The sequence below is a fragment of the Aminobacter aminovorans genome, from assembly GCF_900445235.1.
In the GTDB taxonomy this organism is placed as follows: Bacteria; Pseudomonadota; Alphaproteobacteria; order Rhizobiales; family Rhizobiaceae; genus Aminobacter; species Aminobacter aminovorans.
In genome coordinates, this window is record NZ_UFSM01000001.1 from 2,579,665 (window position 1) to 2,601,164 (window position 21,500).

General features: G+C 64.5%; 24 protein-coding genes and 2 tRNA genes. 11 read left to right on the top strand and 15 right to left on the bottom strand.

Going from position 1 to position 21,500, the window contains the following annotated elements; translation table 11 throughout:
* Window positions 1-5 precede the first annotated feature (5 nt).
* Window positions 6-659 carry a TetR/AcrR family transcriptional regulator gene (locus tag DY201_RS12575; protein WP_115731491.1) on the top strand — a complete coding sequence of 218 codons (654 nt, stop codon included), beginning with the start codon at window positions 6-8 and terminating at the stop codon, window positions 657-659.
* A gap of 26 nt (window positions 660-685) precedes the next feature.
* Window positions 686-1,705 carry a ketol-acid reductoisomerase gene (gene ilvC / locus DY201_RS12580; protein ID WP_115731492.1) on the top strand — a complete coding sequence of 340 codons (1,020 nt, stop codon included), beginning with the start codon at window positions 686-688 and terminating at the stop codon, window positions 1,703-1,705.
* Window positions 1,706-1,880: 175 nt separating this feature from the next.
* On the opposite strand, the gene DY201_RS12585 is transcribed toward ilvC, so the two are convergent.
* Together DY201_RS12585 and DY201_RS12590 are read right to left on the bottom strand one after the other, a co-directional pair.
* Window positions 1,881-2,186, bottom strand: coding sequence for a PilZ domain-containing protein (locus DY201_RS12585; protein ID WP_115731493.1), 306 nt, complete (start codon window positions 2,184-2,186; stop codon window positions 1,881-1,883).
* A gap of 156 nt (window positions 2,187-2,342) precedes the next feature.
* Window positions 2,343-2,849, bottom strand: a complete 507-nt coding sequence (locus DY201_RS12590) for a BA14K family protein (RefSeq protein WP_115733759.1) — start codon at window positions 2,847-2,849, stop codon at window positions 2,343-2,345.
* Between the two features lie 167 nt (window positions 2,850-3,016).
* Here DY201_RS12590 and DY201_RS12595 point away from each other — a divergent pair, with 167 nt between their 5' ends.
* The 3 genes from DY201_RS12595 to DY201_RS12605 all read left to right on the top strand — a co-directional run bounded on the left by DY201_RS12595 (window position 3,017) and on the right by DY201_RS12605 (window position 5,406).
* The gene (locus DY201_RS12595) at window positions 3,017-4,129 is read left to right on the top strand and encodes an endonuclease/exonuclease/phosphatase family protein (RefSeq protein ID WP_115731494.1); all 1,113 of its coding nucleotides are present in this window, start codon (window positions 3,017-3,019) and stop codon (window positions 4,127-4,129) included.
* A gap of 9 nt (window positions 4,130-4,138) precedes the next feature.
* Entirely contained in the window at window positions 4,139-4,852 is a 714-nt protein-coding gene (locus DY201_RS12600; protein ID WP_115731495.1) for a hypothetical protein, read from the top strand.
* A gap of 104 nt (window positions 4,853-4,956) precedes the next feature.
* Window positions 4,957-5,406 (top strand): cupin domain-containing protein, encoded by a 450-nt coding sequence (locus DY201_RS12605; RefSeq protein WP_425358725.1) that lies wholly within the window; start codon window positions 4,957-4,959, stop codon window positions 5,404-5,406.
* A 6-nt stretch (window positions 5,407-5,412) separates the two neighbouring features.
* Here the strand turns inward: DY201_RS12605 and DY201_RS12610 are convergent, their stop codons facing one another.
* From DY201_RS12610 to DY201_RS12620, 3 genes are read right to left on the bottom strand one after another with little or no spacing between them, the layout of a single operon-like run.
* On the bottom strand, window positions 5,413-6,624 hold the full coding sequence (locus DY201_RS12610) for an ABC transporter permease (protein ID WP_115731496.1): 1,212 nt from the start codon (window positions 6,622-6,624) through the stop codon (window positions 5,413-5,415).
* A gap of 3 nt (window positions 6,625-6,627) precedes the next feature.
* Window positions 6,628-7,332, bottom strand: a complete 705-nt coding sequence (locus DY201_RS12615) for an ABC transporter ATP-binding protein (RefSeq protein WP_115731497.1) — start codon at window positions 7,330-7,332, stop codon at window positions 6,628-6,630.
* Between the two features lie 22 nt (window positions 7,333-7,354).
* Entirely contained in the window at window positions 7,355-8,653 is a 1,299-nt protein-coding gene (locus DY201_RS12620) for an efflux RND transporter periplasmic adaptor subunit (RefSeq protein ID WP_115731498.1), read from the bottom strand.
* 187 nt (window positions 8,654-8,840) lie between these two features.
* On the opposite strand from DY201_RS12620, the gene DY201_RS12625 reads away from it, so the two are divergent.
* The 3 genes from DY201_RS12625 to DY201_RS12635 all read left to right on the top strand — a co-directional run bounded on the left by DY201_RS12625 (window position 8,841) and on the right by DY201_RS12635 (window position 10,216).
* On the top strand, window positions 8,841-9,755 hold the full coding sequence (locus tag DY201_RS12625; protein WP_115731499.1) for a PhzF family phenazine biosynthesis protein: 915 nt from the start codon (window positions 8,841-8,843) through the stop codon (window positions 9,753-9,755).
* Between the two features lie 102 nt (window positions 9,756-9,857).
* Window positions 9,858-9,933 (top strand) — tRNA-Lys (locus DY201_RS12630).
* A 207-nt stretch (window positions 9,934-10,140) separates the two neighbouring features.
* Window positions 10,141-10,216, top strand: a tRNA-Lys gene (locus DY201_RS12635).
* Between the two features lie 90 nt (window positions 10,217-10,306).
* Here the strand turns inward: DY201_RS12635 and DY201_RS12640 are convergent.
* A complete protein-coding gene (locus DY201_RS12640) occupies window positions 10,307-10,792 on the bottom strand; it encodes a hypothetical protein (RefSeq protein ID WP_115731500.1) in 486 nt (161 codons plus the stop codon).
* Window positions 10,793-11,010: 218 nt separating this feature from the next.
* On the opposite strand from DY201_RS12640, the gene DY201_RS12645 reads away from it, so the two are divergent.
* The 3 genes from DY201_RS12645 to DY201_RS12650 all read left to right on the top strand — a co-directional run bounded on the left by DY201_RS12645 (window position 11,011) and on the right by DY201_RS12650 (window position 12,829).
* Window positions 11,011-11,283: a glycine zipper domain-containing protein gene (locus tag DY201_RS12645; protein WP_067960641.1), complete on the top strand. Its 273-nt coding sequence runs from the start codon at window positions 11,011-11,013 to the stop codon at window positions 11,281-11,283.
* A 332-nt stretch (window positions 11,284-11,615) separates the two neighbouring features.
* Complete coding sequence (locus DY201_RS29025; RefSeq protein WP_157097064.1) at window positions 11,616-11,768, top strand: hypothetical protein; 153 nt, start codon at window positions 11,616-11,618, stop codon at window positions 11,766-11,768.
* 125 nt (window positions 11,769-11,893) lie between these two features.
* Window positions 11,894-12,829 carry an LLM class flavin-dependent oxidoreductase gene (locus DY201_RS12650; protein ID WP_165916041.1) on the top strand — a complete coding sequence of 312 codons (936 nt, stop codon included), beginning with the start codon at window positions 11,894-11,896 and terminating at the stop codon, window positions 12,827-12,829.
* A 9-nt stretch (window positions 12,830-12,838) separates the two neighbouring features.
* On the opposite strand, the gene DY201_RS12655 is transcribed toward DY201_RS12650, so the two are convergent.
* The 9 genes from DY201_RS12655 to cobA form a co-directional block, all read right to left on the bottom strand.
* Window positions 12,839-13,288: an RrF2 family transcriptional regulator gene (locus DY201_RS12655; RefSeq protein ID WP_115731502.1), complete on the bottom strand. Its 450-nt coding sequence runs from the start codon at window positions 13,286-13,288 to the stop codon at window positions 12,839-12,841.
* Between the two features lie 183 nt (window positions 13,289-13,471).
* Entirely contained in the window at window positions 13,472-14,494 is a 1,023-nt protein-coding gene (locus DY201_RS12660; protein WP_115731503.1) for a sulfate/molybdate ABC transporter ATP-binding protein, read from the bottom strand.
* Window positions 14,491-15,399: a sulfate ABC transporter permease subunit CysW gene (gene cysW, locus DY201_RS12665; RefSeq protein ID WP_115731504.1), complete on the bottom strand. Its 909-nt coding sequence runs from the start codon at window positions 15,397-15,399 to the stop codon at window positions 14,491-14,493. Before cysW ends, DY201_RS12660 begins: the two co-directional genes overlap by 4 nt.
* A gap of 1 nt (window position 15,400) precedes the next feature.
* A complete protein-coding gene (gene cysT / locus DY201_RS12670) occupies window positions 15,401-16,222 on the bottom strand; it encodes a sulfate ABC transporter permease subunit CysT (RefSeq protein ID WP_115731505.1) in 822 nt (273 codons plus the stop codon).
* Window positions 16,223-16,403: 181 nt separating this feature from the next.
* The gene (cysP, locus tag DY201_RS12675) at window positions 16,404-17,390 is read right to left on the bottom strand and encodes a thiosulfate ABC transporter substrate-binding protein CysP (RefSeq protein ID WP_115731506.1); all 987 of its coding nucleotides are present in this window, start codon (window positions 17,388-17,390) and stop codon (window positions 16,404-16,406) included.
* Between the two features lie 190 nt (window positions 17,391-17,580).
* On the bottom strand, window positions 17,581-18,591 hold the full coding sequence (cobT, locus tag DY201_RS12680) for a nicotinate-nucleotide--dimethylbenzimidazole phosphoribosyltransferase (protein WP_115731507.1): 1,011 nt from the start codon (window positions 18,589-18,591) through the stop codon (window positions 17,581-17,583).
* Between the two features lie 24 nt (window positions 18,592-18,615).
* A complete protein-coding gene (locus DY201_RS12685) occupies window positions 18,616-19,371 on the bottom strand; it encodes an adenosylcobinamide-GDP ribazoletransferase (protein ID WP_115731508.1) in 756 nt (251 codons plus the stop codon).
* A gap of 4 nt (window positions 19,372-19,375) precedes the next feature.
* Window positions 19,376-20,689, bottom strand: a complete 1,314-nt coding sequence (locus DY201_RS12690) for a cobyrinic acid a,c-diamide synthase CobB (RefSeq protein WP_115731509.1) — start codon at window positions 20,687-20,689, stop codon at window positions 19,376-19,378.
* Entirely contained in the window at window positions 20,686-21,471 is a 786-nt protein-coding gene (cobA, locus tag DY201_RS12695) for a uroporphyrinogen-III C-methyltransferase (RefSeq protein ID WP_115731510.1), read from the bottom strand. The genes DY201_RS12690 and cobA overlap by 4 nt, the downstream gene beginning before the upstream one ends.
* Window positions 21,472-21,500: the final 29 nt, after the last annotated feature.

Consider the following 21,500-nt stretch of genomic DNA (forward strand, 5'->3'; position numbering starts at 1 on the left):
GGAACATGTTGCAGACGACAACCGAGATGATGGAAGGCGAGGGACCGACAGCACGTCAGCAGGACGTGCTCGACGCGGTGCTGCGCCTGCTCGTCGAGGAGGGCGACAGGCTGACGATGACGGCCGTTGCGCGCCGCGCCAGTTGCTCCAAGGAAACGCTTTACAAATGGTTCGGCGACCGCGACGGCCTTCTGACCGCGACGGTTCAGTGGCAGGCTTCGAAGGTGCGCGTGCCGCCGGTCGACCGCAAGGGCCTGGACCTTGCGTCGCTGACCTCCAGCCTCGAACGCTTTGCTTCCGATTGGCTGCGGGTGATCTCGAGCGACACGTCGATCGCGCTCAATCGGGTCGGCGTGGTGCATGCCGGATCGGACAAGCGCGATCTCGGCGCCATCGTGCTCGAGCGTGGCCGCTTTGCGCTCGGCCGCAGGTTGAAGCCCGTTCTGGAAGCGGGCCGCGAGGCCGGTCTGCTCGAATTCGACGATGCCGAGACGGCATTCCGGACATTCTTCGGGCTGGTCGCCCGCGACGTGCAGATACGTCTGCTGCTCGGCGACCGGCTGGAATTGACTGAGGCGGGGATCGACGGCGACGCCGTGCGGGCAACGCAGCAGTTTCTTGCTCTTCATCGAGCGAAAACCGGGCCCAAGGCCCTCTGACTTACAAACCGGGAAGGAACCCACCAATGCGTGTCTATTACGATCGCGATGCCGATCTCAACCTGATCAAGGGCAAGAAGGTCGCCATCATCGGCTACGGCAGCCAGGGCCGCGCGCATGCGCTGAACCTCAAGGATTCGGGCGCCAAGGAACTGGTGATCGGCCTCAAGGCCGGCTCGGCGACCGCCAAGAAGGTCGAGGCCGACGGTCTCAAGGTGATGACCGTTGCCGAGGCCGCCAAGTGGGCCGACCTGATGATGATGGCGACGCCTGACGAACTGCAGGCCGACATCTATCGCGACGAGATCGCTCCGAATATCCGTGACGGTGCTGCGATTGCCTTCGCACACGGCCTCAACGTGCATTTCGGCCTGATCGAGCCGAAGGCGACCGTCGACGTGCTGATGGTCGCGCCGAAGGGCCCGGGCCACACCGTGCGCGGCGAATACCAGAAGGGTGGCGGCGTACCGTGCCTGGTTGCCGTTCACCAGGACGCTTCGGGCAATGCGCTCGACCTCGGCCTGTCCTATGCATGCGGCGTCGGCGGCGGCCGTTCGGGCATCATCGAGACCAACTTCAAGGAAGAGTGCGAAACCGATCTGTTCGGTGAACAGGTCGTCCTCTGCGGCGGTCTGGTCGAGCTGATCCGCGCTGGCTTCGAGACGCTGGTCGAGGGCGGCTATGCGCCCGAGATGGCTTATTTCGAGTGCCTGCACGAAGTGAAGCTGATCGTCGACCTGATCTATGAAGGCGGCATCGCCAACATGAACTACTCGATCTCGAACACTGCCGAGTGGGGCGAGTATGTGACCGGTCCGCGCATCATCACCGAAGAGACCAAGGCCGAGATGAAGCGCGTCCTCAAGGACATCCAGACCGGCAAGTTCACTTCCGACTGGATGCAGGAGTATCGTTCCGGCGCCGCCCGCTTCAAGGGCATCCGCCGCATGAACGACAGCCACCAGATCGAGGAAGTCGGCGCCAAGCTGCGCGGCATGATGCCGTGGATCGCCAAGAACAAGCTGGTCGACAAGACCAAGAACTAAGCCACGCCTCTTCCTTGCGCGTTCTCGGGCTACGCCTGCGGGGGCGCGGGGATAGCCGCACCATTCAGCATGGCAGGACGGATTGCCATCGGAGTTCGGTGACTAGCCTCAGGGCACGAAGAAAAGGCCGGTGGAGCAATCCGCCGGCCTTTTTCATCGACTGGAAAGGGAAGGTTCAGCCGTAATGCCAGTGCGGCTTGGGTTCGGTGCCTTCGAACTGGACGCCGATGCGGTCGGCCTTGCGCCAGCGCACGACGCAGCGATAGGCAATGCCGTCGACGGGGACATAAAGCAGGAACTGGTCGGGGACGCGGCTTTCCGCCGAGATTTTGATCTCGGCGCCGTTCGAATGCATGTTGCGGATCGTACAGCGGGTTTCCGAGTTGGTGATCCCGGTCAGAATCGCGGCGCCCTTGAGGACGCGGTTGCGGCGCTCGCGGCGCAGTTCGTTTTCGGCAATCTCGGCATTGTCGGCCGTCATGAATTCTCAACCCAGAATAGAAAATACTCCCGGTAACCTTCGTTCTACACTTGATACGTAAACAACAGCTTGTTGCCGTTTCTATTAGCTTGAAGTCATATTTGAAGAAAAACGGCGCCGCAGGCGCTACGCCGTCTCCTTTATTTCGCTTCCGCCTCAGCTATAGGGCGACCAGCATTGCCGGCGCGGACCGTTATAGGGCTGGAACGTGTTGTCCCAGGCCCGATACGAGCGATAGCGGTCATAGCACCACTGGACGTGCGCCGAACCGCCACCACGATAGATGCGGCGTGGCTGGACATAGCGCGGCTCGTAATTGCGATAGGCCGGTATGCCGAAGTTCAGGTAGATGCCGGTGCCGAAATGGCGCCGATGCGGGCGGTGCCGCCAGCGCCAGTCGTCGCGCCAGCGCTCGCCACGCCAGTTGTTGTGGCGCCAGTTTTCCCGGCGCCAGCCGTCGCTGCGCGATCCATCGCGCCGACCGTAGCATCCGCTTCCTGGCGGGCAGAAGTGGCTCTGGGCCGGAACGATGTTGTGTGTTGCCTGCGGAACAACCGACGGCATCTGGCCGATGCCGGCCGGCGATGCAGATGCTGCCAGCGGCAGGCCGGTGACAAGACCGAGCGCGACAAGCCCGGAACGTGCAAGGGATGAGAGGTTCATGATCGTCTCCTGGTGTCCGAATCCCAAAGGCTCCATGCCCCCAAATTTCGATGGAGATCGGCGCATATTCCGCCCTTCAGCCTGAACGGGAAATGAACGCCTGAGTTGCCTGCGGACTTGCGCCTGGGCTCTTGTGTTTGCCCCGACATGAAGGCAATGCTCGCGACATGTCGCTGCGCCTTGCCACCTTCAATGTCGAGAACCTGATGAACAGGTTCGATTATTCCGGCTATCGCAATCAGCTCAACGAGGACCGGACGCTCGCGCTGTTCGAGATCCACAGCGAGGCGGAATACCGGCTGCTCGAACAGGCGCGCGCGATCGCGCATGCCGACGACATGCGCCAACTGACGGCACTGGCGATCGCCGAGACCCGTGCCGACATCATCTGCCTGCAGGAAGTCGACAATATCGAGGCGCTGAAGGCGTTCGAGTACGGCTATCTGTTCAAGATGGTGGGGCAGGGTTACCAGCACAAATATACCACCTCGGGCAATGATTCGCGCGGCATCGACGTCGCGGTGATGATGCGGGCGGAAACCGCGCATGGCGAACCGATCGAGTTCGTGCGCATGACCAGCCATGCCCATGTCACCTTCGAGCAGTTCGGGCTGCACACGCCCGAGCTTGCGGGGCTTGGCCAGGAGCCGTTCGAGCGCATCTTTCGGCGTGACTGCCTGGAGATCGACGTCAAGATCGGCGGCAAGCCGCTGACCATCTATTCGGTGCACTTCAAGTCGATGGGTTCGCCGCGCAACGGGCTGAACGGCCGCGATGCGACGATGCCGGTGCGTATCGCCGAGGCCAAGGCGGTGAGACGGATCATCGAAGACCGCTTCGGCAAGGATCATTCCGCCGACAAGCGCTGGGTGATCTGCGGCGACATGAACGATTACCGCGAGCGGCTGGTGATCTCAGGCGATGCCTACCAGGGCCACAGCTTCACTCCGGTGAAGGAGACGGCATCCTGTCTCGATGTGTTCCTTGCCGACGGCTTTGCCGAAAACGTCGTCGAGCGGCGGCCCGAAATGGACCGCTGGACGCTCTATCACACGCGCGGACCGCTCGAGCGGCATCTGTGTCAGCTCGACTACATCCTGCTGTCGCCATCGCTGGCGCGGACAAACGAGCAGGCGGTGCCCGATATCGTGCGCCGTGGCCAGCCCTGGCGGACCATCTTCCCGCCCGGGCAGGAGGTCGAGCGTTATCCGCGCGCCGGCTGGGATCGGCCGAAGGCGTCCGATCACTGCCCGGTGGCCGTGACGCTTGGCATCTCCTGAGAGATTTCCTTGGCATTCGACATTCCGCGCAACCAGATCCTGCCGGTCGACTTCGTCGCCGTGCGCCTCGACCCGGAGCCCCATCCGTTCGAGCGCGACAATGCCGAGGCGATCGCCGCCAACTGGGCGGCCGAGAAGGCGGTGACGCCGGCGATGTTCGACGGTACGGTGGTACTGCTGTCCGAGCTTGCCTATGCGGAAAGCCGCCTGACGGGGCGCTGCCATGCCGTCCGCTTCTCGACCTTCATGCTGTGGCGCAAGCTGAAGCCGATCACCAGCGCCGAACATTCCTTCGCCCATGCCATGCTGATCTCCAGCGACAATGCCTTGGTGGCGATCCGCATGGGCGCGCATACGGTCAATGCCGGCAAGGTCTATTTCGCCGCCGGCTCGTTCGAGCCGGAAGACTTTCACAATGGGCTCGTCGACCTCGACTACAACATGGCGCGCGAGGTGCGCGAGGAGACCGGGCTCGAGCTTGGCAAGGCCCGTGGCGAAGAACGCTGTTATGCGCTGTCCGGGGACACCGGCACGGCGATCGTGCGCTGCTACCATCTGGCCGAGACGGCCGACGAGGTGGCCGCGCGCATCGAGCGCTTCGTGGCGACCGATCCTGAGCCGGAGATCGAAGGGCCGGTGATCATCCGTGGCATGCACGATCTGCCAGACAGGCTGATGCCGCATATGCGCCCGCTGGTGGAATGGCATTTTTCCAAGGGCTGAGGTCGCCTTCTGGCGCCTCAGAACCAGTGCTGGAAGTCCTTGCTTGCCCGATGCCGCTGCGTCACAAGTTGCCGTAGTTTCTTGCGGCGTCTCGGGGGGATTCGATGGCCATGTTTCTTGCACGTGCGGGTATTCTGTCGGGCGCCCTTGCGCTGGTTCTGTTCCAGAGCGGCAGCGCCAATGCTCTCGACAGCACGCCTGCCGCCAAGGTTGTCGTGACGCCGCTGGCGTCCACGACGGTGACCGCGAACGGACAGCCAATCCTGCTGCCGCAGAAGAACGTGCAGGTGCTGGTGTCCTCCTTCGAGATTCCACCCGGAGCCTCGCTGCCGGTGCACATGCACCCGTCGGCCCGCTACGCCTATGTGCTTGAGGGCGAACTGCAGGTTACCAATGCCGAGACCGGTAAGAGTACCAGCTACAAGAAGGGCGATTTCATCGTCGAGATGATCGGCGCGTGGCATCAGGGCGCAAATGTCGGTGCCGAGCCGGTCAAGCTGCTTGTCATCGATCAGGTCGAGGAAGGCACGGCAAACACGCTGCTGAAGAAGTAGCCCCGACTATTCGTGCCTGAGCGCCTCGATCGGGTCGAGGCGCGCGCCGCGCAGCGCCGGGAAGAAGCCGAACACCATGCCGATCAGCGCCGAGAAGCCGACGGCAAGCAGCACCACCGCAAGGCTTGGCGCAAACGGGATCGACAGCGCCAGTGAGGCGGCACCAGCCAGCGCCAGGCCGATGGCGATGCCGATCAGCCCGCCGAGCAGCGACAGCACCGTTGCCTCGACCAGGAACTGGATCAGGATGTGCTTCTCATGCGCGCCGATGGCGAGGCGTATGCCGATCTCGCGGGTGCGTTCGGTGACCGACACCAGCATGATGTTCATGATACCGATGCCGCCGACGAGCAGGCTGACGCCGGCGACGGCGCCGAGCATGCCGGTCATCGTGGCGGTGGCGCTGGCCATCGCATCGGCGATCTGGGTCATGTCGCGGACCGCAAAATCGTCCTCGCGGTCGGCGGTGACGCGCCTGACGTCGCGCATGATGTCCTCGATCCGCGTCTGGACGACCGAGGTCGGCGTCACGTCATCGGCGGCGACATAGATGTTGTCGATGTCGCGGTTGCCGGCGATGCGGCGCTGGAACGCCTGCAGCGGCATCAGCACGACATTGTCCTGGTCCTGGCCGAAGCCGGAATAACCCTTCGGCTCGAGCAGGCCGATGACCTTGCAGCTGACGCGGCCGACGCGGATGGCGGCACCGTCGGGATCGCCGGCGCCAAAGAACTGCTGGCGTACGGTCTCGCCGATCAGGCAGACATTAACGCCGCCGCGCACCTCGGACTCGCTGAACGGCCGACCTGAGGCGACTTTCCAGTCGCGGGCATCGAGATAGGCGTTGTCGGTGCCGGTGATGGACGAGGTCAGGCTTTCGGTGCCGAAGACGACGCGCACCTGCTTCTGCGATGCCGGCGAGACGGCACGCACACCTTCGAGATCGGCGGTGAGGGCTGCGACCTCCTTGTCGCCGAGCTGGCGGATGGTCTGCTGCGGGCCCGAGCCGGGAGCGGCCGGGCGGCCGGCACGGACGATCAAAAGATTGCTGCCGAGCTGCGAGATGTCGGCCTTGACCTTCTCGGTGGTGCCACTGCCGATCGTCAGCATGGCAATGACGGCGGCAACGCCGATGACGATGCCGAGCAGCGTCAGGAACGAGCGCAGCGCGTTGCGGCGGACGGAACGCAGGGCGAGGCGGACGGTCTCCCAGATCATGACTTACACCGCCTCCAGCTTTGTGGTGTCGGATGCGACGTGACCGTCGCGGAAGGCGATGGTGCGGCCGGCATAGGCGGCGATATCGGCCTCGTGGGTGACCATGACGATGGTGAGGCCGGCATCCTCGTTGAGGCGGGTCAGCAACTCCATGATCTCGTGACTGCGGGCGGTGTCGAGATTGCCGGTCGGCTCGTCGGCGACAAGAAGGGTGGGCCGGGTGACGATGGCGCGCGCGATCGCCACGCGCTGCTGCTGACCGCCGGACAGTTCGGCGGGCGTGTGGTGCTCACGGCCCTCGAGGCCAACCTCGGCGAGGGCCTGCATGGCCAGCGCGCGGCGCTCATGCGCGGCTGCGCCGCGATAGATCAACGGCAGCTCGACATTCTCCACAGCGGTGGTGCGCGGCAGCAGGTTGTAGCCCTGGAAGACGAAGCCGATGTATAGATTGCGCAGCATGGCGCGGCGGTTGCGGTCGAGCCGGCCGGCGTCGGTGCCCATGAAGCCGTAGCGTCCGGAGCTTGGCGTATCGAGGCAGCCGACAATGTTCATCGCCGTCGACTTACCGGAGCCCGATGGGCCCATGATGGCGACGAATTCGCCTTGGTCGATCGCCAGATCGATGCCGGCGAGCGCGCGAACCTCGGCTTCGCCCTGGCCGTAGGTCTTCCAGACCTTGTCGAAGACGATGAGTGGCGCGGTGGTCATGACCGGGGTTTCCACGACCGGCTCAATTGGCCCTGGCGGATGACGAGGCGGTGATGACCGCATCGCCGGCCGCAAGCCCGGAGACGATCTCCGTACGGTCGCCGTCGGTGGAGCCGGTCTTGACCCTGACTGCGACCGGCGCGCCGTTCTTGAGCACATAGAGTGTTCGCAAGCCGTCGGTCGGCGTCGAGGCCGGTCGGCTGCGGTCGGTCGGGCCGCGGTTGGGGCGGCCTAGGAAAAGGTTCTGCAGGCTGAAGCCACTGCTGCGGGCGACAGGCACGGGGCGGTAGCGGAAGGCCGTGGCCGGCACTGTTAGCACAGCCTTGGCCTCGCGGGTGACGATCGACACCGTCGCCGTCATGCCCGGACGCAGCAGGAGCTCGTCATTGGCGACTTCGAGCCAGGCATTGTAGGTGACCACGCCGTCTGTGGTGACAGCGGCATAGGCGATGTCGCGGATCGTCGCCTTGAAGCTGCGGTCGGGAAAGGCGTCGACGGTGAAGCGGGCGTTCTGGCCCTTCGCCACCGAACCGATGTCGGCTTCGTCGACCGCCGCCTTGAGCTCCATCTGGGACAGGTCAGCGGCGAGCACGAACAGCACCGGCGCCTGCATGGAGGACGCCACCGTCTGGCCCGGATTGACCGAGCGCGTCAGCAACACGCCATCGATGGGGGCATAGATCGTGCTCTTGGCAAGGTCGGCCTGCTGCAGCTTGAGGTCGGCTTCCGAGATGGCGAGGTTGGCTTCGGCCATGTCGAGCGCGCTCTGGGCGCGGTCGCGTTCGGCGGTGGCGGCTTCCAGCGCCTGGGTGGTGGCCATGCCGCGCTTTGCCAGTTCCTGGGCCCGGGTGAGCGCCTGGGCATTCTGCGACAAGGTGGTGCGTGTGTCTTCGACCTTGGCGGCGGCAGCCTTGGCGGACGCCTGGGCACGCTCGATCTGGGCGGAAAGCCGCGTCGTGTCGAGGGAGGCGAGCACGTCGCCTTTCTTGACCTGCTGGTTTTCGACCACCGCGACCGAGCGGACGACACCCGACAGTTCGCTCGAAATGTCGACCTGGGTGAGGGGCTGCAGGTTGCCCGTCGCCGACACCTCGACGGTCAGATCGCCGATCTCGGCGGCCTGGGTGGTGTAGACCAGCTTCTCGGAAGGCGTTGCGAACCAGGAATAGCCGGCATAGGCGCAGGCCGCAGCGACCAGCGCCACCAGCAGCCACAGCCAGCTCCGGCGGCGGCGCGTGGCGCGGCCGTTGCTGTCGAGGCCAAGGGCTGCCTCTATCGATGGCGTGCTCGCCGGTTGCGGGCGATTTGTAAGCTGGTCCAAGCCAGACCCTTTCGATGGTCCCAGAAAATCCGCCTAGACCCTGCTCTAAGCTGGTTTGATCGAGCATGATCTTGTCTGAAACCGGGGATGCCAGTTTGACGATCATGCTTTAGAATCACAGATCGGCTGAGTGGTCCCGAAATTCAAATTAAATTTCGCTCATGTTGCCGGCGCAGAAGGAGCAAACATGACGGGCGGACGCAAGTATTTTGTCTATGACGTCTTCACCGAAAACAGGCTTGCCGGCAACCCCCTTGCCGTGGTCGTCGATGCCAAGGGGTTGAGCACGGCGCAGATGCAGGCCATCGCCAGGGAGTTCAACCTGTCGGAGACCTCCTTCGTGCTGCCGCCGGAAAGCGCGAAGCATAAGGCACGGGTGCGCATATTCACACCTGACTACGAGATGCCGTTTGCCGGTCACCCGACCGTCGGCACGGCGATCGCGCTGACCGAGATGGCGCAAGGTGATGATCTTGCCGGCATTTTTGTCCTCGAAGAGAACATCGGCTTGGTGCGCTGTGCCGTGAACAAGGTCGGCGACAGCCTGTTTGCCGAATTCGACCTGCCGAAACTCCCCGAACCGATGCCGCTGGCCGCCAGCACCGATGCGGTTGCCGCAGCGCTTGGACTTGCGCCACACGAGATCGGCTTTGAAAATCATCGTGTGTCGCTGTGGTCTGCGGGCGTGCCCTACATCACCGTGCCGGTGGCGGACACCAAGGTTGCGGCAAGAATTCGATTCGACAACGAGGCCTGGTTCACCTTTTCGCCGCGTAAGAACGACTCGGCGGTGGCCAGCGCCTATGTCTATTGCCGCGAGACGGTGGGGCACGAAAATGCCTTCCACGCCAGGATGATCGTTCCCGGTAGCCCGTCCTACGAAGATCCGGCGACAGGTTCGGCGGCCGCCGCCTTTGCGGGGGCGATCATGGAGTTCGACAGGCCGACCGACGGGGCGCAGCGATTCTGGATCGAACAGGGCATCGAGATGGGTCGACCCTCCAGGATCAGGCTGGAGCTCGAGATATCGGGCGGCAAGCTGGCTTCGGCGCGTATCGGCGGACACGCCGTGCGGGTGGCCGAGGGCGTTCTGCGGGTTTGACCCGGCTATTTTTGCCGACTGAAAGAAAAAGCGGCCGGTGGGGTGGACAGGCGAAAATGCCTTGGCTATATGCCGGCCACGGTCGGTTTGCCGGTCGCGAGTGGGTGCGTAGCTCAGTTGGTAGAGCAGCTGACTCTTAATCAGCGGGTCACAGGTTCGATCCCTGTCGCACCCACCACTTCTTTCCCTTACCCGCCGATACTGAACGCTGCGCATATCGTTGCGCGGGCGGGTGGTCGATCTCCTTGTCCGGATCAACGCCGCCAGGCTTTGCACAGGCAATCGCGTGCCACTGCCGATTGCCGCATCTTTCTTGGCGATCATGGGTGGACAGCAACGGATGGTGTGGCTATATGCGGCCACGGTCGGTTCACCGGTCGCGAGTGGGTGCGTAGCTCAGTTGGTAGAGCAGCTGACTCTTAATCAGCGGGTCACAGGTTCGATCCCTGTCGCACCCACCACTCTTCTCCAAAGATTTCAGACCTCTGTGACTATTGCTTCAACCGGTTGAAGCTGCTTGGAGTCCGATTTCCGGTCGGCCCTGCACTGCCTCAGATCCGGAACGACCAGAACAGGCAGGCAAGCGTGGCCAGGCCGAAGAGGGCGAAGAACAGGCTGCGCAGGAGCACGTTGCGGCGGAGTTCGTTCATCGCAAGGTGGCAGCCGATGATGGCGGCGACGAACAGGAAGCGCCAGTCGAGCAGGGCCCAGGGGGCGCTTGACTGACCGAAGACCCAGCGGGCAGCCAAGCAGCCGACTATGGTGGCGAACAGGGCGATGACGACCCAATGGATCGTATCGGCGGCACTGAGCAGGACGACGCTGGCCGCCTTGAGCGGCAGGATCATCATCAGCATGGCGGCGAAGAAGTAGATCGCAGCCAGGGGCATGAAGGTGTCGGCGCTGGCGATGCCGTCAAGGCGCTTGACGCCGATGACGCCGAAGGGATAGCCATGGCGCGCGACAGCAAGGCTGAGCGCCATAAGTGCGGCGGCCAGTACGGAAACGAGGGCAAATGAGGCGGCGGCCTTGTTCATGGCGGACCCTGAAAGAAGCGAATCGGACAGTCTTGGGCCCAGCCTGCCAAATCTGGCGTTACCAATGCGCAAACGCCTGCCCGAATGCTGCCCGATTGCCTTGGCATTCCATGGTTGAAGGGACTCTGTGGTCCACGCGCTGGAGAGGCGCGATGGATCGTTTTTCGCCGCCGCGCATTGTAGGCGAGGTGGGGACACATTTTCGGGAGTTATTGGTGATGATGAAACTCGTATTGAGTCTTGCACTTCTGGTGCCGCTGGCAGCCTGCTCGCAGACCGAACAGGGTGCAGCCATTGGCGGTCTTGGCGGCGCGGCGATCGGCAGTGCCGTTGCCGCACCCGGAAACCGGGCCGAAGGTGCGCTCGTCGGCGGCGCCGTCGGTGCCGTTGCCGGCGCCCTGATCGGCCGGGCAAACGAGCCGAACCGCTGCCGCTATCGCGACCGCTATGGACGCACCTATCTGGCAGAATGCCCGCGCGGCTATTACTGAGCCGGCTAGCCGCATTTCATCCGGTCCCGAAGGTGCCAACAGTGCCTTCGGGACATTCTTTCGCCTCCCACCTGTCATCAATACCGGCCCAAAATCGAAATCTTTTGGCGACTGGAATTCCACTATCCATCTGTTTTGTAACGATCTTCTTTAGTTCTTGCGCCCTGCCTTAGCGGCGCTCAGTGCTCAACCGGTCGTCGGCAGATCATTCTCACAAGAGAAAAATTGCTCCAGCTAGTCGCGGCAGGGCAAAGCCGTTCCACAATCTCGCCAAAATTAGCAATCGACAAAGTCTATTAATTTTATAGACTAATGGCATGATGGAGATTGCGATGGCACAGACCCAGTATCTCTCGAACAGCCGCGTCGGCGAGACGGCAGCTGCAGCCGGCAGGCCTGCCAGCATTGCGCAGATCGCGTCGTATCTGTTCTTCACCGTGTCGTTCGGTTTTACCGCGGCCGTCGTCGTCGGTCTGGTCCACTAGGACCTCCCGTGCCCGGAGGCGGGCGCGCCAGTATCATCTCAACCCAAAGAAGGTTTTCCAGAGTAGCGCGTGAACCGGCGCGGGCGGCGCCAATAACTGTTCCTGACAAGATGAAGGAGTTTGCGATGCAGATCGACTTCACCCATTGCCCGGGCGGCGTTGCCGACAAGGACGAACTTCACTCTTCCTTCTTTTCCGACACGGCGGTTGCCGTGCAGAGGCTGCGCCAGCTCGAAAGGGCGGGTTTCGACCGCGTTCTCATCGACGACATGGGCGGCCTGCTTGCCAATATGGACTTGGCGTCGCTTGCGCTGCGCAGCACGCAGTCGATCGGTGTGCTTGTTTCGCATTGGCCCGGAATCGTGGCGCCCGTGGTGGCCGCCCGGCAGTTTGCGGCCTTCGACCAGATCGGCTCAGGCCGGCTGGCATTGCGGGTGCCGCCGAGCCGCGACCTGCGCGAAACCAACGACGACAGCGGCCTCGTCGCCACGTTGGGGCGCACCGACGAATATCTGATGCTGCTCAAGCGTCTGTGGAGCAATGCGCAGCCCTTCGACCATGAGGGTCTGTTCTACCGCATCCATGGCGGCTTCGTGCCGATGAAGGCAGCCGACGGAGCCGCAATCCCGCTGCAGCTCGGCGGACTTTCCGGCATGGCGCTCAAGATCGCAGGCCGGCACGCCGACAGGTTCGAGCTGCCGGTAGGCGGCTTCGACGACACGTTGCGGCTGATCGAGCGCGTGAGGGTTGCAGCCGAGCCCTTTGGCCGGGCCCAGCGCATCCGCTTCTCGTTGCCGGTGCTTGTCGGGCAGGTGCAGGCTGGCGAGGGCGGGCAGCAGGATTGGCAGCTGACTGGCGAGCCGGAGCACGTCGTTTCTGTGCTGGCTGGCTTTGTCGAACTCGGGGTGAGCGATTTCATCGTTCACGGGCTCGACGATGCCGAAGCGGTCGAGGCCTTCGGGCGTCAGGTCATACCGGCGTTGCGCAAGGCATTTCGCCGCCACGATCCCGCGCCGACCCATTTGCGCAAGCGGCCGGTGGTGCTGCGCCGCATTGTCTGACCGGCCCGGTCAGGCGTGATTCAGGGCGTCGCTCAGAATGTCGTCATTGGCGGCGTCGCGCACCTGCGCGAGGCTGCGATTGTCGAGCACGCCGGCAATCGCCTGGCGAACTTCGAGCATCATGTGCCTGATCTGGCAGGTCGCCTCGTCGCAGTCGTCGCAGGGCTGGTACTGGGTCCGGCTGGCACAAGGGATCGGTGCCAGCGGGCCGTCGAGCACACGCACGACATGGCCGATCTTGATCTCGGCGGCAGGTTTGGCGAGGCGGTAGCCGCCGTCCTTGCCCTTGCGGCTCTGGACGAAACCGGCATTGCGGAGTTCGCCAAGGATCGCGTCGAGGAATTTTTTCGGAATCTTGTTGGCGGTCGCGATGTCGCCGACGAAAGCGAGCTGGCCGGCGGGCAGTTGGGATAGGTGAACGAGGGCCTTGAGGCCGTATTTGCCTTTTTTAGTCAGCATGGCGAACGCGTGTCATCGGCTTCCTGCTGCCTGTCGCAGCGTGAGGTTGCTTGCCGAGGATAACGATTCGTCCCCATCGCATTCCGGCCTTCACCAGAGATAAATTCCACAGACTTGATATACAAGCCGAAACGCGTTGATTTTCCGTAAGTTTTGCGGGTTTTGCCCTCATTCGCGGCAGAATCAGCCTGCCGCGTAGACCCTGGCCCGTTCGATGGTGATGATGCCCTGCTCGCGGGCACTGACCTGGGTTTCAGGCGCGACGTCGAGTTCGACGGCTTCGCCAGTTGCCGTCAGCGCCAGAATGCGCCGTCCGGCAGGCCGGTCGATGACGCGGGCGACGGTCGCGGGGATGCCGGCGCCGCTGCTGCTCCAGCCGAGATCGCTCGGGCGCAGGAAGATTTCGACCGGGCCGTCAGCGAAGCCGGGGGCGGGGATCTGTGCCTCGCCAAGGCGGGCTATGCCGCCGGCCACGGCTGCGGAAATGCGGTTGGTGTCGCCGAGGAAATTCATGACGAAGGCGGATGCGGGGTTGCGGCAGACCTCTTCGGGCGTGCCCTGCTGGACGATCTGGCCCTTGTCGAGGATGACGACGCGGTCGGCGAGGTCGAGCGCTTCCTCCTGGTCGTGGGTGACGAACAGCGTGGTGATGCCGAGCTCCTGATGGATCTCGCGCAGCCAGCGGCGCAGGTCGCGGCGGACATTGGCGTCAAGCGCACCGAAAGGTTCGTCGAGCAAAAGTACCTTGGGATCGACGGCGAGCGCCCGGGCAAGGGCGACGCGCTGGCGCTGTCCGCCTGAAATCTGGCCGGGGAAACGTGCGGCCAGGCCTTCGAGCTGGACGAGGCGCAGCAGATCGGCGACGCGAGCATTGATGGCAGCCTTGTCGCGGCGCTGCTTCGAGACCTTCATGCCGAAGGCGATATTTTCTGCGACCGTCATATGCGGGAACAGCGCATAGTGCTGGAAGACGAAACCGACGCCACGGTCGCGTACCGGAATGTCGGTGGCATCCTCGGCGCCGAAATGGATGTGGCCGGCATCGGCATATTCGAGGCCGGCGACCATGCGCAAGATGGTGGTCTTGCCCGAGCCGGAAGGCCCGAGCAGGGCTACCAGTTCGCCGCTCTCGATTTCGAGCGAGACGCCATGGACGGCGCGGAAGGTCTCGAAGGTCTTCACGACGTTGTCGAGGCGGATTTTCATGACGAAACCTCAGCGGAAGCGGTCTTGGATGCGGCTATGGGGCCTGCAAGTGCGGGGCGACGACGGGCGCGGCCGGCACCCTGGCGCTCGAGCAGCACCTTGGCAACGAGGGTGACGACGGCGAGCAGGGCCAGGATGGAGGCCGCGGCGAAGGCGCCCGCTGTCTGGTAGTCGTGGTAGAGCAGTTCGATATGCAGAGGCAGCGTGTTGGTCTGGCCGCGGATATTGCCTGACACCACCGACACGGCGCCGAACTCGCCCATGACGCGCGCATTGCACAGCACCACGCCATAGAGCAGCGCCCAGCGGATGTTGGGCAGGGTGACCGAGAAGAAGGTGCGCCAGCCCGACGCGCCGAGCGATGTCGCGGCTTCTTCCAGATCGCGCCCTTGCGCCTGCATCAGCGGGATCAGCTCGCGGGCGACGAAGGGAGCGGTGACGAACATCGAGGCGAGCACGATACCGGGCAGGGCGAACAGGATCTTGACGTCGGCCTGCTCCAGCGCCGGGCCGAACAGGCCCTGCAGGCCGTAGACGAAGAGATAGGCGACGCCGGCGACGATGGGAGAGATGGAGAACGGGATTTCGATCACCACCAGCAGGAAGCGGCGGCCCCGGAAATCGAACTTTGTAATCGCCCAGGCGGCGGCCACGCCGAAGGCGGTGTTGATGGGCACGGCGATGAGCGCGGTGACCACGGTCAGGCCGATGGCGTGCAGCGTGTCGGGATGGGCGATCGCGGCGGCATAGACCGTAACCCCTTGCGAGAAGGCCTGGTAGCCGATGACGACCAGCGGCGCGACGATGACGATGGCGACCAGCGTCAGCACGATGCCGATGAGCGCGCGGCGGAAGGCCGGCGCGTCGCCGACGCGGGGCGGGCGGCCCTTGACGGGATTGCTCATCTCAACCCCTCGCCGTGTAGCGCAGGGCACGCGCCTGCAGGATGTTGGTGATGGCGAGCATCAGGAAGGCCGTGATGAGCAGCACCGAGGCGATCGCCGCGGCGGCCTGGTAGTCGTATTCCTCGAGCCGGATGAAGGCGAGCAGCGCCGTGATCTCGGTCGACATCGGCTGGTTGCCGGCGATGAAGATAATGGCGCCGAATTCGCCGAGGCTGCGGGCAAAGGACAAGGACAGGCCGGCCAGCAGCGCGGGCGCCAGCAGCGGCAGGATCACGCGCAGGAAGATCGAGCGGTCGCTGCCACCGAGCGTCTGGGCGGCTTCCTCAAGTGCTGGGTCGAGGTCTTCCAGCACCGGCTGCACAGTGCGCACGATGAAGGGCAGGCTGGTGAAGGCCATGGCGACCATGATGCCGAGCGGGGTGTATGCGACCTTGATGCCGGCCTGGGCAAGCGCCTGTCCAAACCAGCCGTTTTCAGCGAACAATGTCGTCAAGGCGATGCCGGCTACCGCCGTCGGCAGCGCAAAGGGCAGGTCGACGAGCGCGTCTATGAAGCGGCGGCCGGGAAAGCGGTAGCGCACCAGCACCCAGGCCAGCGCCATGCCGAAGACGAGGTTGAAGGCAGTGGCAGCGAGCGCCGAAAGTGCCGTGACACGGTAGCTGGCGACCGCGCGCGGCGACGAGACGATGCGCCAGTAGTCCTCGAAGCCGAGGCTGGCCGCCTTGAACACCAGCGCGCCGAGCGGCAGCACCACGATGATCGAGACGTAGACGAGGGTTATCCCCAGTGCCAGGGGAAACCCCGGCAGAATGCGGCGCGCCACTGAAATGCCTTCCCGGATACAACAATGCGGAAAGCCGGCATGGCCGGCTCTCCAATTCTCAACAATAACGACGACGGCGCCGCGCGTCCTTGTTGGACGCGCAACGGACCCCGTAGCAGTCTGAGTTGTGCATGATCCTTTTCCGAAAATCGATATTGATTTTCGGGGTCATGCACTGAGGTCAACGCTCGCCGTAAATCTCTTCAAGCAGGCCGCCGGAACCGAAATGTTCCTTCTGGACCTTGTCCCAGCCGCCGAAGACGTCTTCCACGGTGACCAGGCGAACATCGGGGAACTGGTCCTTGAATTCGGCGGCGACCGAAGGCTCGTGGACACGGTTGCCGTGCTGGGCGGCGATGCGCTGGCCTTCCGGCGTGTAGAGGAAATCGAGATAGGACTTTGCCAGATCGCGCGAGCCGCGCTTGTCGACGACCTTGTCGACGATGGCGACCGGGAATTCGGCGAGCAGGCTGACCGAGGGGATGACGCTCTCGACCTTGTCGGAACCGTATTCCTTGGCGATCGAGCGGGTCTCGGCCTCGAAGGTGATCAGCACGTCGCCGATGTTGCGCTCGACGAAGGTGGTGGTGGCGGCGCGGCCGCCGGTGTCGAACACCGGCACGTTGTCGAACAGCTTGGTCACGAACTCCTTGACCTTGGCCTCGTCGCCCTTGAACGCTTCCTTGGCGTAGGCGGTCGCCGCCAGATAGGTGTAGCGCGCATTGCCCGAGGTCTTCGGATTGGGGAAGACGACCTTCACGTCGTCGCGAACCAGGTCAGACCAGTCCTTGATGTTCTTGGGGTTGCCGGCGCGGACGAGGAAGGACGGCAGCGAATAGAAGGGCGAGGCCTGGTTGGCGAAATCCTTCTTCCAGTCATCTGATACAAAGCCGTTCTTGACCAGGAATTCGATGTCGGTGACCTGGTTGAAGGTGACGACGTCGGCTTCAAGCCCTTCGACGATGGCGCGTGCCTGCTTGGAGGTGCCGGCATGCGACTGGTCGACTGTGACACCCGGGTTCTTGGCGATGAAGGCGGCATTCTCGGCAGCGAACAGTTCGCGGGCGACGTCGTAGGACGCGTTGAGCAGCTTGTCGGCGGCAGACGCCTGCAGCGGGCCGGCGAGCATGGCGGCAAGTGCCACGCCGACGAGAAGGAAACGTTTCATGGGGGCATTCTCCTGAGACAAGCGGCAAATGGCTAAACTTTGCCGCAACATAGCTGCGGGCCTGCTTCAGGTAGAGGCAGAGGCGGATTGCCTCTGCGCTTGTATGAAGAATTTTCTTCCATCTATTTGTCAAACGAAGGAATCGATTTCTAGGATTGAGATTTGCACCGGCTTCCTGCGGAATGCCTAACTATTTGTCGGTGACACCGGCCTCGGCGAAGCTTGCCATTCTGGCGTGGCATTCCAGCGCCGAACGGACGATATTGACGGCGAGGCAGGCGCCCGAACCTTCGCCGAGCCGCATCCCCATGTCGAGCAGCGGCGCGAGCTTCAGGGATTCGAGCAGCTGACGATGGCCTGCTTCGGCGGAGACATGGGCCGACAGCGTGTGGGCAAGGCCTTCCGGGTGGAGTTTTGCCAAGGGGGCTGCCGCTGCCGTGACGACGAAGCCGTCGAGCAGGACGGGCACGTTGCGGTGGCGCGCGGCCAGCGTGGCGCCGAGGATGGCGGCGAGTTCGCGGCCGCCGAGGTTGGCGGCGACAGCCAGCGGATCGGCGAGCGTGGCGGCATGACGGGCAAGGCCGGCATCGATGGCGGCGAACTTGCGGGACAGGCCCTGGTCGTCGACGCCGGTGCCACGACCGGCCCACTGCCGGCCGGTGCCGCCGAACAGGCCTGCGGCGATCGCTGCGGCGGGCGTGGTGTTGCCGATCCCCATCTCGCCGAAGCAGACGAGGTCGAGATCCGGTGTCACCGCATCATAGCCGGTCGAGACGGCGGCGAGGAAATCGGCTTCGTCCATGGCCGCCGTCTGGGTGAAATCGCCCGTGGGGCGATCGAGCTCGAGCGGGATGACCGCGAGTTCGGCGCCGGCAAGGCGGGCGAGCTGGTTGATGGCAGCACCGCCGGCAGCGAAATTGGCGACCATCTGCACCGTCACCTCCGACGGATAGGCCGACACGCCCTGGGCGGTGACGCCATGGTTGCCGGCGAAGACGATGACCTTGACCTTGTCGAGCTTCGGCATCTCGCGGCCCTGCCAGTGGCCGAGCCAGGCGGCGATCTGTTCAAGCTTGCCGAGGCTGCCGCGCGGCTTGGTCAGCGTGTCCTGGCGGCGGGCGACGGCATCCGCTGCGGCGTTGCTGCCGGCCGGCAGGTCGAGGCAAGCTTGGCGCAATTCATTGAGCGATTTGAAGGCCATGGCAGTGAATACTCCAAAACAGAATCAAGCAAGGATGGCGGATGCGACAAACAGCAGGGCGATTTCGGCCAGTTGCTGCAGAGCGCCGATGGTGTCGCCGCTCTGGCCGCCGATCTGGGCGAGGCAGAGCTTGCTGAAGGCGAAAAAGAGGAGTGCGAGGCACAACGCGGCGACGACCGCGCCGCTGAGCCCGAGGAACAGGAGGCCTGTAGCGCCGATGGCGAAAGCGGCGATCACTGCCCCGTCGGCGACTGTGCCGACGCCGGCGGCAAGACCGTCGACGCGCGCCTGGGGCAGGTTCCGCATGAAGGCGGGGATCAATGCGCGCGAGCCGACATGAGCGGCGACGAGGGCGGCGAAAACAGGGGTGGGGTCTTCGATTTCGACGATGGCGCTCCAGCGCGCCAGGATCGACAGCACCAGCGCTGCCGCGCCATAGCTGCCGATGCGGCTGTCGCGCATGATCTCGAGCTTGCGCTCGCGTGTACGTCCACCGCCGAAACCGTCTGATGTGTCGGACAGGCCGTCCTCATGCAGGCAACCGGTGACCAGCATGGCGGCGGCGATGGCCAGTACAGCAGCCGGGCCTTCGGCGAGGCCGAGGGCATGTCCGGCAGCGAAGACGAGCCAGGCCAGGACCGCCACGACGAAGCCGACGAGCGGCGCAGTCCAGATGGCGTCGGCGAGCGAACGATCCCTGACCTCGAAATGCGGCAGCGGCAGGCGCGTGAAGAAGACGAGGCCGAGGCGGATGTCGTCGAAGATCGTCGCCGGCGTCATCGTCTCAGCCTCGCGCGATCGCGTGGAAGAAGGTGCCGGTAACATGGCCGCGCCTGCCGCCGAAGCTGCCGAGCGGCTTGCCCAGGCCATCGGCCAGTTGCCCGAGCGGCGTATCGTCGCCTGCAACAACCGTCTGGGCGTAATGGAACTCGTGCCCCCTGACGACGCTGCCCTCCGAGCCAAGCGGGCAAGGTGCCGAAAGTCTGGCCTGGCGGTAGCCGAGGTTCATCTTGCGCTTGGCGAAGCTGGTGGCATGGCCGAGCAGGCCGAGCATCGCGTGGGTGGCGCCATCGGCGTCCTCGATGGAACGGCCGAGCACCATGAAGCCACCGCACTCGCCATGGACTGGCTTGGTGTCGGCAAAACGGCGGGTGCCCGAGAGGAAGGTGTCGGCTGCGGCGAGGCGGCCGGCATGGAGTTCGGGATAGCCGCCCGGCAGCCAGCAGATGTCGCAGGTGGCGTCGGGCGCCTGGTCGGCGAGCGGCGAGAACGGAACCAGCTCCGCGCCCATGGCGCGCCAGTGGGCGGCGAGATGCGGGTAAAGGAAGGTGAAGGCGGCATCCTGGGCGAGCGCGATGCGCTGTCCGGGCGGCGGCAGGGCGAAGGATTGGTCGCCAGACATTGGCGCCAGCGGCGTCGCCAGTTCGACGATGGCGTCGAGGTCGAGCGAGCGCTCCACCATGTCGGCGAGCTTTTCGATGTGGGCGAAGAGGTCGGCATGCTCTTCGGCCTGGACGAGGCCGAGATGGCGTTCTGGAATGGACAAGGTCGGGTCGCGCAGGATGGCGCCGACGACGGGCAGACCGAGCGCCTCGATGGCGTCGCCGGCAAGCTTGCGGTGACGGTCGCTGCCGAGCCTGTTGAGCACCACGCCCGCGATCCGGACGCCGGGGTCGTAGGTGGCAAAACCCTTGGCGATGGCCGCCGCTGTCTGCGACTGGCCGGAGACGTCGAGCACCAGAAGCACCGGCAGGCCGTAGAGACGGGCGAGATCGGCAGCCGCACCCGAGCGGCCTGTCTCCGCGGGGATGCCGTCGAACAGGCCCATGGCGCTTTCGAGGATCACCATCTCGGCTTCGGCCGAAGCATCGGCGGCCAATGCGTTGAGCAGCGACGGCGCCATGGCCCAGCTGTCGAGATTGACGCCGGGCCGGCCGGTTGCGGCAGCGTGGAAGCCGGGATCGATGTAGTCCGGTCCCGATTTCGCGCCACGCACCTTGATGCCGCGGCGCGCGAGCGCGCGCAGCAGGCCAATCGTTACGCTGGTCTTGCCCGAGCCCGAGCGTGGGGCGCCGATGATGAGCCCACGCGCCGTCATTTCCGTCCAATCAGCTCGGCGCGCAGCGAGACAATGCCGCCGACGACGATGAGGGCCGGCGAGACGACCTTTTCGCGCTCGGCGGTGGCAACCAGTGTGCCGAGCGTGGCGGTGACCGTGCGTTCCTCCGGCGTCGAGGCGTTCTCGACAAAGGCTGCAGGCGTGTCGGTCGACAGTCCGCCGCGCAGAAGCTCCGTCACCGTCTCGGCCATGTGGGTCAGGCCCATATAGATGACGATGGGCTGGCCGGTGCGGGCAAGCGCTGCCCAGTCTGGCCGGTCGTCGCTGACGGCGGCAAAGCCGGTGGCGAGAATGATCGCGCCGTTGACGCCGCGCATGGTGGCCGGAATGCCGGCGGAGGAGAGGCCGCCGAAGGCCGAGGTGATGCCCGAAAGCACGCGCCAGGGAATGTTCTCTCGGGTCAGCACCAGCGCTTCTTCGGCACCTCGCCCAAAGACGAAGGGATGGCCGCCCTTGAGCCGCACGACCTTGCGACCTTCGCGCGCCAGCCTGACCAGCAGCGCATTGATGTCGCCCTGCGGGATCGACAGCCGGCCGCCGCGCTTGCCGACGAAGAATTTTTCCGCCTGTTCGGCAACCGCAACGATCTCTGGCGGGACCAGCGCGTCATGCACCAGCGCATCGGCCTGGGCCAGCGCCGACAGGACGTCGAGCGTCAGCAGGCCGGGATCGCCGGGGCCGGCGCCGGCCAGCCATACATGCCCCGGCTCGAGCACGTGCTGCTTGTAGTTCAAACGCGCGATAGCGCTTTCGAGTGTCATGCGTGTCGCTTTCGTCGATGACGCACAGG